The organism is Streptomyces sp. cg40 (assembly GCF_050320165.1).
In the GTDB taxonomy this organism is placed as follows: Bacteria; Actinomycetota; Actinomycetes; order Streptomycetales; family Streptomycetaceae; genus Streptomyces; species Streptomyces hokutonensis.
In genome coordinates, this window is record NZ_CP190128.1 from 9,513,576 (window position 1) to 9,526,355 (window position 12,780).

The following is a 12,780-nucleotide window of genomic DNA, read 5'->3' on the forward strand; positions in this document are numbered from 1 at the left end:
TTGGTTGAATATTCCACTACTCCGCTACGGCGGCCAGCTCGGCGTTGGCCCGCTCGGTGATCAGGGTCAGCACCCGGCCGGTGGTCGCGAGGTCCTCCTCGGGGAGGTCGCCCCAGATCCTGGCGCTCGCCGCGCTCGTCTCCTTCGTGATCAGCTCGAACAGCTCCCGGCCGGCGTCCGTGATCCGCACGTCGGACGCGTCCGTCCCGAGCAGCCCGGCCGTGATCAGTTCGTCGATGGTGGCCTGCACGGAGTCCTCGTCGACCTTCAGGGATGCCACGGTGTCCGCGGTGAGCTGCGCACGGTCGACGGGCCCGGCGGCGAGGGCGACCGGCCGCAGGACGATCTGCTGCTGGAAGCCGAGGCCGTGACGGGTGAGGACGCTCTCCAGGACGGCGCGGGCCGCGTAGTGGGCCAGACCGAGCGTGCGGGCGTTGGCGGGGGTCGTGGTGGCGGTGGTCATGGCTGCTCCTTCTCGTGCTCACTCGCGGGGTTGAGGGGTGTGTCGAGCAGAATCGCCAGGTCCCGGCTGAACTCCCGGGTCCGTTCGCTGTCGAGACCGCCGAGCGGCTCCAGCAGCTGTCGCAGGAGACCCTGGACGACCTTGATCGCCTGCCGGGTCACCTCACGGCCCTCCTCGGTGAGGGCCAGCTGGACGGCGCGCGGATCGCGGGGGTCCCGGGCGCGCTCGACGAGGCCCGCCGACTCCAGGGCGCGGGCCAGCTTCGACACGTAGAGGGCTTCGAGTCCGGTGTGGTCGGCGAGGTGCCGCTGGCTGGGGCGCAGCCCGGAGCGCTGCATGCCGTACAGCGACGCCACCAGGGAGTACTGCGCATGGGTCAGTCCCAGGGGTGCCACCGCGCGGTCGACCGCCACACGCCACTTCATCGACAGTCGCCAGACCAGGAAGCCGGGCGTCGCGCCCTCGGATGCCGTACTCATGGCCGATACGGTACATGGCTATTATGTCCATGGCTACTATTTTCCGGACGGAGCTGCGACGGCGGGGGAGAGGCCCCGGGGGACGGGCCGGCGGTTGGCGGACTGACGGAACCGCCCGGACGGGACTAGGTTGTCGCCATGAGCAATCTTGATCGCGAAGCGGTTCCGGCCCTGTGCGGCGGCCGCGGTTTCGTGGTGGCGGAGCCCGTCCGTGAACTCCTCAGCCCTCGCAAGGTCCAGCTCGGCGAGTCCACCGAGGTCCGCCGGCTGCTGCCCAACCTGGGCCGCCGCATGGTCGGCGCCTGGTGCTTCGTCGATCACTACGGCCCCGATGACATCGCCGACGAGCCCGGCATGCAGGTGCCGCCACACCCCCACATGGGTCTGCAGACCGTCAGCTGGCTGCACGAGGGCGAGGTGCTGCACCGCGACTCGACCGGCAGCGTCGCGACGATCCGCGCGCGCGAACTGGGCCTGATGACCTCGGGCCGCGCGATCAGCCATGCCGAGCAGAGCCCCAAGTCGCACGCCCGCTTCCTGCACGGCGCGCAGCTGTGGGTCGCCCTCCCCGACAGCGACCGCCATGTCGAGCCGCACTTCGAGCACCACGCGGAGCTGCCGGTCGTCACGGCGCCCGGCCTGCGCGCCACGATCGTCCTCGGCGACGTCGACGGCGCGGCCTCGCCCGGCACGACGTACACCCCGATCGTCGGCGCGGACCTGGCCCTCGCGGCCGGCGCGGACGTACGCCTGCCGCTGGAGGCGGACTTCGAGTACGCCGTCCTCGCCATGTCCGGCGAGGCCCACGTCGACGGCGTCCCGGTCCTGCCCGGATCGATGCTCTACCTCGGCTGCGGCCGCACCGAACTCCCGCTGCGCGCCGCGTCGGACGCCGGTCTGATGCTGCTGGGGGGCGAGCCGTTCGAGGAGGAGTTGATCATGTTCTGGAACTGGATCGGCCGCACCCAGGAAGAGATCGAGCAGGCCCGTGAGGACTGGATGACGGGGTCGCGGTTCGGTGAGGTGAAGGGGTACGACGGGGCGCCGCTGCCCGCGCCCGAGCTGCCGCCGCTGGCGTTGAAGCCGCGGGGAAGGGTGCGCTGACCTGCTGGAATGTGCTGCTGGGCGGCCTGTGGCGGGGATCTGCGTACATTCGCCTACGGCGTCTGGGCGGCGCCCGAGGTTGTGCGTGGCTCGAAGCCGCAAGCCGACGATCGAAGAGATCCCCAAGCCTGCTCCCGGGTCCGGGCAGGTCCTGATCAAGGTAGCCGCGACAGGGGTCCGCATGTCGGGCCGTTCTCCAGGCCGGAGCCATCCCCGTGGGTCGACTTCGACGGTGGCTGGGCTGAATCGACTTGGCGAGCGTCGAGTCCGCGCTCGCCGTGCCGGACCCGATCCCGCTGGAGCGGGCGGCGATCATTCCCGACGCGGTCTCCACTCCGTGGGACGCCGTCGTCCGCCGTACCACTGCTCGTGGATCTGGTCGCAGGCGGACGACTCGACTTCCCCTGCTCCACCACTGCGGTACTGCCGCTGGAGCAGGCGTCGGTGGCCGTCGAGCGACTGCACGCCAAGGAAGGCAGCCCGCTGCGCCTCATCCTCCAGGCCTGACGGGGATCCGCGGCTGCATCGCCTCCCGCCGATGCGCTCGTCGACGACCGCCGGCGTGTGACCGACGGAGCACAATGAAGATCCGCCATGGCGTTGCCCGGAGCCCGGTCCTGCGATTGACCGGTGCCCAGTTCGTGGGCGGTGCCGGTGTTGATGGCTGTGCTCAGGCATCAACACCGGCTGTTCGGAGGGTTGTTGTGCGGCCTGAGGCCCTTTGGGTGCCTCACACCGTCCCGTTGACGTACGTACTGCTCACGCTTCGGTCGATGTCCGGGGACTGTGCACCTTTTGGCGGACGAACAGTGCCGCGGGCACGGCCATGGCGATCAGTACGACTCCGCCGATGACGTTGCCCACGTGCACGGCGTCGGTGAACGCCCTCGGTACGGCCGTTCCCACCACGCGAGCGAGGGATGCGGGTAGACCTGTGGCGCCGCCGCCGTGTGACGCGCCCTCCACGATGCGGTCCGCCTGTGGTGAGGGGATGCCGCCCTCGACGAGACGGTCGTGCAGGTTGCGGGGGAAGCGGCTGGTGACGATGGTTCCGAGCACGCTGGGTCCGAGGACCGTTCCCAGCTGACGGGCCATGTTCACCGCTGCCGACGCCATGCCCTGCTGTTGCGGTGGAACACTGTTGACCGCGGCGGCCGTTGAAGGGGCCGTCAGCAGGCCCGCGCCGATGCCCGCGACGAGCAGTCCGGGCCACATCGCGTCGTAGCCTCCCGAGGCATCGGTCGCGAGCAGCGCCAGGGACCCGGCTCCGATGAGGACCAGCCCCGCGGTGATCAGGGGCGTGAGGCCGACCCGGTGCACCAGCACGCGGGCGGCCACCACGGTGACCAGGAGGAAGGTGCCGAACAGCGGCAGCAGGCGCACCCCGACGTCGAGGGGGCTGGTCTGTCCCACGCGTTCCATGTAGAGCACGCTGAGCAGGGCGACACCGACCAGGCCGAAGACGCTGATGGCGGCGACGCCCATCACGGCCGAGAAGGAGGCGCTGCGGAAGAGTCGCAGGTCCAGCATCGGGTCCGGGTTGCGGAGTTCCGCGCGGACGAACAGGAACAGGGACACGGCGAAGACCGCGTACATGGTGATGATCGGCGGCTTCGTGTATCCCGTGGAGCCGCCCTGGATGATCGCGTAGGTGGCCGAGGCCGTCATCACCGTGCCCAGGACGAGGCCCGCGAGGTCGGGCCTGCGCGTGGGGTGTTTGGACTCGGTCACGAAGACGGGGGCCAGGAGGAGGGCCGTGGCGGCGATGACGATGTTGGCGATGTAGACGGCGTGCCAGGAGAAGTGTTCGAGCAGGGCTCCGGCGAGGATCGGGCCGACGGCCAGACCCACTCCGGAGCACGCGGCCCAGATGCCGATCGCGGAGGTGCGTTCGTGCGGGTCGGTGAAGGTGGCGCTGACGATCGCCAGGCTCGTCGGCAGGACGGCGGAGCCGCCGAGACCGGCGATGGCCTGTGCGGTGATGAGCATGCCGGCGCTGTCGGAGAAGACGGCGAGCACGCTGCCGGCCAGGAAGACGGCGGCACCCAGACTGAACACGCGGCGGCGCCCTATGAGGTCGCCGAAGGTCCCGGCGGACATCACGAAGCTCACGACAGCGAGGCTGTACGCGCTGGTGATCCACACCAGCGTGCTCGCGGTGACGTGCAGGTCGCTCTGGATGTCGCCCAGGGCGGAGATGGTGGAGGTGACGTCGACGAAGGCCATCATGACGCCGAGGCAGACCACCAGAAGACCGAGCCAGCGGCCCCGCCCGCCGGTGGGCGCCGTAGCGCGGGAGGCCTGGGCCGGAAGGGACGCCGTCATCGGACTGCCACCGGCTTCCGCTGCGAGACGCCCAGCGACACCACGCCCGCCACGGCCATGAGGGCCATCGTGACCAGCCACGCGTGCCGGTAGGTCTCCAGGGAGGCGCCGCCCGAGGCGGTGCCGAGCATGGCGACCAGGACGCTGATGCCGACGACCGAGCCGATCTGGGTGGACATGGTCACGATCGCGCTGCCGGTGGCGGCCTGCTCGGGACGCAGACCGACGGTCGCGGAAGAGACGACGGTCGGCAGCGCCAGGCCGGCGCCGAACCCGAAGAGCAGCCAGCAGGGGAGGACCCCGGAGGCGTAGTTCGGGTCGTTGTGCAGCAGAACGGCGAAGAGCAGGATGCCTGCCGCGGCGATCGCGCTGCCGGCCGCCGCGATGACACCGGCCGGGATCCGGAACCGGCGCTGGAGGGTCTCACTGGCGGTGGCCGCGATCGCGAAGCCGATCGGGCCGGGGAGGCTGGCGCACCCGGTCTTGATGGCGGAGTAGTGCCAGTGGGTCTGGAGCCAGAGGATCGTCGACAGCAACAGGCTGCCGAACGCGGCCACTTGGAGCATGCCGGCGAGGTTCGCCGAGGCGAAGATCCGGTCGCGGAAGAGGGAAAGGTCGACGACGGGCACCCGGTGCCGGGCCGAGCGGAACAGGAACGCGAGCAACCCGACGACTGCCACGGCCAGGGACATGACGACCCGGATGTCCGACCAGCCCCAGTCGGGCGCCTTCACCACGCCGAGCGCGAGGGCACCGACCACGACGATCAGCAGGACACCGCCGAGCAGATCGGGGATGCGGGCGTCCTGTTCGTGCCTGGCGTCGGTGATGAGCCGTGCGGCCAGCGCGATGGCGAGCAGTCCGAACGGAATGTTCACCAGGAACAGCCACCGCCAGGAGAGCTGCACCAGCAGACCGCCGAAGATCGGTCCGCACACCCCGGACAGCGAGCCCGCGGTGAACCAGACCTTGACGTACCGCTCCACCTTGTCGGCGGGCGCGCTCGTCAGCACCAGGCCGAGGCTGGCCGGGGTCAACAGCGCGGCGCCCACGGCCTGAAGAGCACGGAAGACGACCAGCACCCAGACGTCACCGGACAGGGCCGCGCCGAGGCTCGCCGCCACGAAGACGCCCATGCCGAGCAGGAAGCCGTTCTTGCGCCCGAAGCGGTCGGCGAGCCTGCCCGCGGGGACGAGGAGGGCGGCGAAGACGATCGCGTAGCCGTTGAGCACCCAGCTCAGGTCCGACAACGAGGTCGAGCCCAGGCCCTGCCCGATGTTCGGCAGACCGACGTTGGTGATCCACACGTCGAGCTGGCCGAGGAAGCTCGCCATGGCCAGCACGGCGAGGATGAGAGCGGGCCGCGCTCTCGAAGTGCCGCCGCCCTCCGACCGCGCTCGCGCAGGGGCCATCTGATCTTGCGAAGACATGCGTGTCTCATCCGTTCCGTGGGCTTCGAGGGATGCCGTGAGTGACCGGCGGCATAGTTCTGGACCGATCTGTCAAGAACCCTACGAAGTTCTGGAACGGTATGTCAAGAATGCTCGTGAGGCCTGTAAAGTGGCCCTCATGGGACGTCCACCGGGTTTCGACAGGGCCAAGGTCATGCAGGCCGTCGAGCGAAAATTCCGCCGTACCGGATACGCCGGCACGAGCGTCGACGACATCGCCAAGGCCGGCGGGCTGGGCCGCGGCAGCCTCTACGCCGCGTTCGGCGACAAGAGCACGCTGTACCTGGAGACGCTGTCGGCCTACTGCGACCGCAACGAGGCCGGCTGGGCGGCCGTACTCGAAGGCCCCGACCAGACCGCGCTGGAGCGGCTGCGGGTGTATCTCGCGAAGTCGGCGCGGGTCGTCCGTGACGACCCCGACGGGCTCGGTTGCATGGTGACCGGCTTCGTCGTCGAGGGCGTCGACCACGATCCGCAGGCCGACGCACGCGTCCGGCAGGCTCTCGCGAGAATCGGGAGTTCGCTCGCCGAGTGCGTTCAGGCCGCACAGCGGCATGGTGACCTCGATCCCGAGGTGGACGCCGCCGAAATGAGCCAGTTGCTCATGGCCGTCAACCGGGGCATGGAAGTGATGGCCAGGGCCGGGCTCGACGCGGCTGCGCTGGAACGTATGGCCGGTCACGCGTTCGAGGGACTCCCGCTCACGGAGCGGGCCCGCTCACGTCAGGTGTCCCGGGCGACCACCGCGCGATAGGCCCGCATCGCCCGCACGCCGTGGTCCTTGGGTTCTGCATGTGGGGCTGAAGATCTCTTCAGGTCCTTCAGCGGCTCTTCAGCGCTTCTCCGCGACGGTGTTCCCGTTCCGCACAGACGTCGCGTGCGAAGCGGATCGGTCCGTGGCACCTGGCGTCGCGTTCGATGGAGGAGTTCTTCATGGCACCGCTTCAGAAGCACGGCCGGTTGCGCCGGACGGGCATGCTCACCGCCACCACCCTCGCCGCACTCGCGGTGGTGTGCGGTGGAACGGCGACCGCCTCGACGGTGACGGGGGCCGACGGGTCGGTCGTCACGGAGGTCGACCTGACCCCGGGCGCGGTGCACTCGCATCCGCACGCCGGCCCGTCACAGATCCACTCGCATCCGCATGCCGGTCCGTCCCAAGTCCACTCGCACCCCGTCGAGCCGTCCAAGTAGGTGGCGGGCGCCGGGGCCCGGTGGGGCTCCGGGCGCGGGGTGCCCCAGTTGCCCGTTGCCGCCCCTTGTCGCCGCACAGGACGAGATACCCATGCGTGTACTGGTGATCGACGATGACGTCCGCCTCGTGGCCCTCCTCCAACGGGGACTCCGTGCCGAGGGCTACGCGGTGGACGCCGCCTACGACGGCCTCGAAGGCATCGAGCGGGCGGCGGAGGAGACGTACGACGTCATCGTTCTCGACGTCATGATGCCGCGGATGAACGGATACAAGGTCTGCGCGCACCTGCGGTCCACCGGCGACCGCACGCCGATCCTGATGCTCTCGGCGAAGGACGGCGACTACGACCAGGCCGAGGGCCTGGAGACCGGAGCGGACGACTATCTGATCAAGCCGTTCTCCTTCGTGGTGCTGGGGGCCAGGCTGCTCGCGCTGACGCGCCGTACCCGGCCCCAGGGGCGGGCCGTGCACCACTTCGGTGAGCTGGAGATAGACCTCGCGGCCAGGCGCTGCCGTCGGGCAGGTGTCGAAGTCCCGCTGACCGGGCGGGAGTTCGCCGTACTCACCTGTCTGGCCGAACGCCCGGACACCGCCGTCCACAAGAGCGCCATCCTCGACGCCGTCTGGGACAGCGCGGACCGACGCGGCCCGAACATCGTGGAGGTGTACGTCAGCGCCCTCCGCCGGAAGATCGACCGTCCCTTCGGCCGGGCGAGTATCGAGACTGTCGCGGGAGGCAGTTACCGGCTCCGGTCCGACGGTGCCTGAGCCGGCGCGGCGGGGTTCGGGTCTGCTGCCCCGCACGGTGCGCGGCCGGACCAGCGCGGTGCTGACCTTTCTGGCGGTGATCGCGGTGTCGGTGTCGGCCGCCGTTCCCCTGTTCTTCGTGCAGGACGGCCTCCATGATCCGGCGCGACAGAGCGCCGACGTTCAACTCTGGCTCGCGGAGCGCGAGTTGCGGCAAGGTGCACCTGTCGAGACCGTGAGGCGCGACGCACCCGACGTCAGTCTGCGTCTGGTACCGGAAGGGCAACTCGTCCCCGCCCCTTCGGAGAAGCCGGTACCCGTGCCCGGGGCCGGGGTGCCGGATCCGTCGAGCAGCGCGACGGCGCCGGGCGGCACGCCGGAGACCGGACACCCCGGCCAAGCCTCCGCGAGGCCGACGGCCACCGCCCCCGACCGCCGCACGGTGACGGTGAGGACGGAGCGGGGCGTCTACACGATCCAGGTCAACTCCCGTGTCACGCCCCCCCGTTCAGTGATCGGCTCCCTCGCCCGGGCCCTGGTCCTCGCGTCCCTCCTCCAACTGGTCTTCATGGCGGGGCTGATCTGGTACGCCATGGGCCGGGCCCTGCGTCCGGTGGAAGCCGTCCGCACCGAGTTCGCGAAGATCACCGCCGGCCGTCTCGGCCACCGGATACCGGTGCGGTCGTCGGACGACGAAGTCGCCCTGTTGGCCGCGACGGTGAACACCGGCCTGGACCAACTCCAGCGGGCGGTGGACCGGTTGGGGACCTTCACCTCGGACGCGTCGCACGAGTTGCGCGGACCGCTGACGACACTGCGCGCCCGGCTCGAGATCGCCAGGATGGTTCCGGAGCAGACCGACTGGCCGGACATCGTCGAGGAGTCGCTCGCCGATGTCACGCGGCTGGAGGAGATCGTCAACGATCTGCTGTTCCTGGCCCGGTTGGACGCCAACCAGCCGTTGAAGGGGGAGCCGATCCCGTTCACGGAATTCGTCCGCGGGGTCACCGGGGAGCTCTACGCGGACCAGCCGGTCGCGGTGATCGCGCCCGCGCCCGGGCCGGGCCGGACCGACACCGTCTTCGGCAGTCCCAGCTCGCTGACCCGGGTGCTGCGGAACCTGATCGACAACGGCCTCACCCATGCGGCCGGAGCGGCAGGAGACGTACAGGTCGAAGTCCTCGTCGGCGACGACCGGGTGGTGGTCGAGGTCCGCGACGACGGTCCCGGCATTCCGGAAGCGGACCGCGAGCGCGTCTTCGACCGCTTCGTGCGATTGGACGACGCCCGGACGGCCAGGAGCGGCGGGAGCGGTCTCGGGCTGGCCATCGCTCGTGACGTGTGCGTCGCCCACGGAGGACGTCTCACCGCGCAGGAGCCACCACCGGGCACGACCGGAGCCCGTCTGGTGCTGGAACTGCCCACGGCGGACCGGGTGTCCCGGACGGGCCACGAGATCGTCGTCGGCCCGGACTAGCCGGCGTCAGGGGCATCGGCGCCGGTGCGGGTCTGCGGGCGGGGGAGCGCGGTCAGGTCCGGGCCGGCTCCGTCCTGTGGCGGAACAGCGCCCGGTACTCCTGGGGAGAGGTGTCGAGGTGCCGGTGGAAGGCGGCCCGCAGGGAGGCGGGGGCACCGAAGCCGGTGAGGCGGCCGACCTGCTCGACGGGCACGGTGCTCGCTTCCAGCAGTTCGCGCGCCCGGTCGATGCGCGCGACGGTCAGCCAGGCCATCGGCGTGGTGCCGGTCTCCTCGCGGAAGCGGCGGATGAAGGTCCGCCGGGACATATGGGCGTGCTCCGCGAGGTCGTCGACGGTGACGGGGGCCGCGAGATTATCGAGCATCCACTCCCGCAGCGGAGCGAGTTCGTCTCCGCTCGCCTCGGGCCGGAACTGTTCGATGAACTGCGCCTGGCCGCCCTGTCGCCGGGGCGGCGCGACGAGATCCCGTGCGTGCGTGTTCGCCGCCGCCGCGCCCAGGTCGGCGCGGACCAGGTGCAGGCACAGATCGATCCCGGCCGTCACGCCGGCGGAGGTGAGGATGTAGCCGTCGTCGACGTAGAGCTGGTTGGGCAGGACGTTGACGCGGGGGTAGCGGCGTCGCAGTTCCTCGGCCTGCCGCCAGTGTGTGGTGACGGGGCGTCCGTCGATCAGTCCGGCCGCCGCGAGGGCGAAGACCCCGGTGCAGATGGAGACGAGCCGGGCGCCCCGGGCATGGGCGGCCCGCAGCGCCGCCAGGACGGCCGGTGAGTGGGTCGCGTCGATGTCGTCGTACCCCGGAATGATCACGGTGTCGGCGTTCTCCAGCGCTTCGAGACCTGCCGCGGTGGTGATCGCGAAGCCGGGTCCCGGCACGGGCCCGTTCTCGGCGCACACGGTCAGCTCGTAGTACGGGTCTGTCGAGAAGATCTGCGTCGCCGTGCCGAATTCGAGCGGAAGCACGCCGGGCAGCACGAGCACCGAGACCTGGTGTCTGTTCCTCATAGTGGCACGACAGTAGCGCTGGTTGGCATCCGTGCCACTTTTCGCGGGGCATCCGCTTTCGTAGCGTCAAGTCATGCCCGACACCCCCACCCTCTCGAACAAGCGGTACGACGACGTCCTGGCCCTCCCCTCCGGGCCGTTGGCCGAGGCGAGCCTCGCCGCCGCCCGCGCCGCGGTGCATCCGTCCGTGCTGAACCACTGCGTCCGCGGCTTCTACTGGTCCCGCCTGTTCGCCGCCCACGAGGGCGTTCTGAACGACGCGGACTACGACGAGGAACTCCTCTTCGCCGCCAACGTGATGCACGACCTGGGCACCGGGCCGGACGCGCCGGGCCTGCTCCGGTTCGAGATCGAGAGCGCGGACCTCGCCGCCGCCGTGCTGACCGGTGCAGGCGCCGCGGCGGGGGACGTCGACAGGGTCTGGGAGGCCATCGCCCTGCACACCACTCCGCAGATCCCCGAACGCTTGGGGCTGCTGACGTACCTGACCTACGAAGGCGTCTGGATCGACTTCGGCAAGAACGTGGACCTCGTGGCCGAGGAGCAGAGCCGGATCCATGCCGCGTATCCGCGGCTCCGGATGGTCCACCACCTGGCCGAGGAAGTCCTCGCCCACGGCGCCCGCTCCGAGACTGCGGCACCCCCCTACGCGCTCGCCTTCCACCTCGCGCAGGAGCGGGCGGCGGACGGCGTCACCACCATGGAGCGGGGCGTGGTCGGCGGGCCGTGGGGGGAGTAGGCGAGAGCCCGCCCCCAGAACACCGTGCCATATGCCCATTCCCACACGTGCAGTTTCCCCGGCCTCCCAAAAGGCCGGGGAGTCCACCATGAGAAGCGGAGCCAAGCAGTGTCGAATTTTGCGGAGTTCACATTCCGGGGACAACCGGGCTACGACGAAGCGGCGGTCCGGGAGATCGTCACCGGCTCGATTCCCGTCAGGACGATCGTCATGTACTGCTTCGACCCGCGGGCGGCCGGGGCCGCGCAGGCGGTGGCCGAACACTTCGGCGACGAGGTCTACCCCGGCGAGCTGCTCCTCGACGAGAACGGCAGGAAGATCGGCTCCACCGCGACGATGTTCCCCCTCGTCGTCGGGGGCGGGCGCGCGGCGGACGCCCTTCGCTCCGTCGCGGTCTCCCAGCACCTCTTCGGACTTGAGCGGGTTGTCGTCGTCCACCACTCCTTCTGCGGCGCCACCTCCTTCACGGCGGAAGGAATCACCGCCGCGTGGAAGCGGGAGCAGCACACCGACATCTCGTCGCTGTACGACTGGGACGGCATCGCCATCACCGACTTCGAGAAGTCGCTCACCTACGACGTGAACCTGATCCGCAACAGCCCGGGCACGCCGAAGCACCTGGAGATCTACGGCCTGTTCTACGACATCGACTCCGGGAAGCTGACCGAGATCGTCCGCGACCTTCCCGCCGAGGCCGCGTAGTCGTCCATGGGCAGCGCAGTCCCCGGGCCGTGCGCCCGCACCAAGACCGTTTCGTCATCGGCCACAGGCGCAACGCCGGCCATTGGCGATCAATCAGAATCGGACCTCGCCATGTCGACCGACGCAACCACTCCCCGATACTTCGACATCAAGGACGGCCGCATCTTCGCCCACGTACGTGAGGGGAACGGGCCCGCGCTGGTGTTCCTGCACTACTACGGGGGCTCGCAGCGGACTTGGCGCCCCGTGATCGAGCGTCTTCGTCCGGACCGGCCGTACGTCGCCCACGACCAGCGCGGCTGGGGTGAGTCCGCAGTTGTTCCGGGGCCGTACAACATCGACCAACTCGCCGACGACGCACAGCAGATCATCGACCAACTCGGCTATGACGAGTTCGTACTGGTGGGCCATTCGATGGGCGGCAAAGCGGCACAGGTCCTCGCGGCGCGCCGCCCCACCGGCCTCGTCGGCGTGGTGCTGGTGGCTCCCGCTCCTGCCGCGCCGGCCGGCGAAGTCACTCCGGAGGCCCAGGACTTCATGGTCCATGCCTACGACACGGTGGAGTCCGTCCATCGCGCCATCGACGGTCCGCTGACGAACGGCGGCCTCAGCGACAAGGACCGGGCCCAGGTGGTGGACGACAGCGTCCACGGGGCGCAGGAGGCAAAGGAGGCGTGGCCCCTTCACGCGATCTTGGAGGATCACAGCGCCCGCGTCGCCGCCATTGACGTACCCGTACTGGTGCTGGCCGGCAGTGATGACAAGGTGGATCCTCCGCAGGTACTGCGTGAGCACCTCCTGCCGATGCTGCCGACCGCCACACTTCGTGAGCTGCGGGGTACGGGGCATCTGTCGCCCCTGGAGGTTCCTGACCAGATCGCGACTCACATCGAGGCGTTCGTCGGTTCTCTGTAGGCGTCTTCGCGGAGAGCCCGCGGCTGTGATGCAGGTCGGGCGCGGGGCCGTGCCGCGCCGATCACCGTGGCGCCCGGTGCGCGGAACCGGCCGACGGAGCAGTCGAGTTCGGGTCCGACCGGCGAGCGGACTCCGGCGCAGCGGTTGGCGTTGCCGAGGGCCGCCCGTTCGCAGCGGGCG

The 12,780-nt window shown here is 70.1% G+C and carries 14 protein-coding genes; 9 read left to right on the plus strand and 5 right to left on the minus strand.

The genetic code is table 11. The annotated features are described in order from the left end of the window. Positions 1-16 precede the first annotated feature (16 nt). Positions 17-463 (minus strand): helix-turn-helix domain-containing protein, encoded by a 447-nt coding sequence (locus tag ACQHII_RS42935; protein ID WP_427924336.1) that lies wholly within the window; start codon positions 461-463, stop codon positions 17-19. Next, a complete protein-coding gene (locus ACQHII_RS42940) occupies positions 460-942 on the minus strand; it encodes a MarR family winged helix-turn-helix transcriptional regulator (protein WP_427924337.1) in 483 nt (160 codons plus the stop codon). The genes ACQHII_RS42935 and ACQHII_RS42940 overlap by 4 nt, the downstream gene beginning before the upstream one ends. A 138-nt stretch (positions 943-1,080) precedes the next feature. Between ACQHII_RS42940 and ACQHII_RS42945 the strand changes: the two genes are divergently transcribed. Further along, positions 1,081-2,046, plus strand: coding sequence for a pirin family protein (locus tag ACQHII_RS42945; protein WP_427924338.1), 966 nt, complete (start codon positions 1,081-1,083; stop codon positions 2,044-2,046). A gap of 369 nt (positions 2,047-2,415) precedes the next feature. Beyond that, the gene (locus ACQHII_RS42950) at positions 2,416-2,553 is read left to right on the plus strand and encodes a hypothetical protein (protein WP_427924339.1); all 138 of its coding nucleotides are present in this window, start codon (positions 2,416-2,418) and stop codon (positions 2,551-2,553) included. A gap of 252 nt (positions 2,554-2,805) precedes the next feature. Here the strand turns inward: ACQHII_RS42950 and ACQHII_RS42955 are convergent, their stop codons facing one another. Beyond that, complete coding sequence (locus ACQHII_RS42955; protein ID WP_427924340.1) at positions 2,806-4,371, minus strand: MFS transporter; 1,566 nt, start codon at positions 4,369-4,371, stop codon at positions 2,806-2,808. After that, entirely contained in the window at positions 4,368-5,801 is a 1,434-nt protein-coding gene (locus ACQHII_RS42960; protein WP_427924341.1) for an MFS transporter, read from the minus strand. The genes ACQHII_RS42955 and ACQHII_RS42960 overlap by 4 nt, the downstream gene beginning before the upstream one ends. A 139-nt stretch (positions 5,802-5,940) precedes the next feature. Between ACQHII_RS42960 and ACQHII_RS42965 the strand changes: the two genes are divergently transcribed. From ACQHII_RS42965 to ACQHII_RS42980, 4 genes are all read left to right on the plus strand, one after another. After that, positions 5,941-6,576, plus strand: coding sequence for a TetR/AcrR family transcriptional regulator (locus ACQHII_RS42965; protein ID WP_427924342.1), 636 nt, complete (start codon positions 5,941-5,943; stop codon positions 6,574-6,576). A gap of 179 nt (positions 6,577-6,755) precedes the next feature. Continuing rightward, entirely contained in the window at positions 6,756-7,016 is a 261-nt protein-coding gene (locus ACQHII_RS42970) for a hypothetical protein (RefSeq protein WP_427924343.1), read from the plus strand. A 91-nt stretch (positions 7,017-7,107) separates the two neighbouring features. Continuing rightward, the gene (locus ACQHII_RS42975) at positions 7,108-7,785 is read left to right on the plus strand and encodes a response regulator transcription factor (RefSeq protein ID WP_427924344.1); all 678 of its coding nucleotides are present in this window, start codon (positions 7,108-7,110) and stop codon (positions 7,783-7,785) included. Then, positions 7,778-9,241: a sensor histidine kinase gene (locus ACQHII_RS42980; RefSeq protein WP_427924345.1), complete on the plus strand. Its 1,464-nt coding sequence runs from the start codon at positions 7,778-7,780 to the stop codon at positions 9,239-9,241. Before ACQHII_RS42975 ends, ACQHII_RS42980 begins: the two co-directional genes overlap by 8 nt. 52 nt (positions 9,242-9,293) lie before the next feature. On the opposite strand, the gene ACQHII_RS42985 is transcribed toward ACQHII_RS42980, so the two are convergent. Next, positions 9,294-10,244, minus strand: coding sequence for a GlxA family transcriptional regulator (locus ACQHII_RS42985; RefSeq protein ID WP_427924346.1), 951 nt, complete (start codon positions 10,242-10,244; stop codon positions 9,294-9,296). A 73-nt stretch (positions 10,245-10,317) separates the two neighbouring features. On the opposite strand from ACQHII_RS42985, the gene ACQHII_RS42990 reads away from it, so the two are divergent. The 3 genes from ACQHII_RS42990 (at position 10,318) to ACQHII_RS43000 (ending at position 12,600) form a co-directional block, all read left to right on the plus strand. Then, complete coding sequence (locus ACQHII_RS42990; protein ID WP_427924347.1) at positions 10,318-10,983, plus strand: HD domain-containing protein; 666 nt, start codon at positions 10,318-10,320, stop codon at positions 10,981-10,983. 108 nt (positions 10,984-11,091) lie between these two features. Beyond that, complete coding sequence (locus tag ACQHII_RS42995) at positions 11,092-11,685, plus strand: carbonic anhydrase (protein WP_427924348.1); 594 nt, start codon at positions 11,092-11,094, stop codon at positions 11,683-11,685. A gap of 111 nt (positions 11,686-11,796) precedes the next feature. Continuing rightward, the gene (locus ACQHII_RS43000; protein WP_427924349.1) at positions 11,797-12,600 is read left to right on the plus strand and encodes an alpha/beta fold hydrolase; all 804 of its coding nucleotides are present in this window, start codon (positions 11,797-11,799) and stop codon (positions 12,598-12,600) included. Positions 12,601-12,780 lie beyond the last annotated feature (180 nt).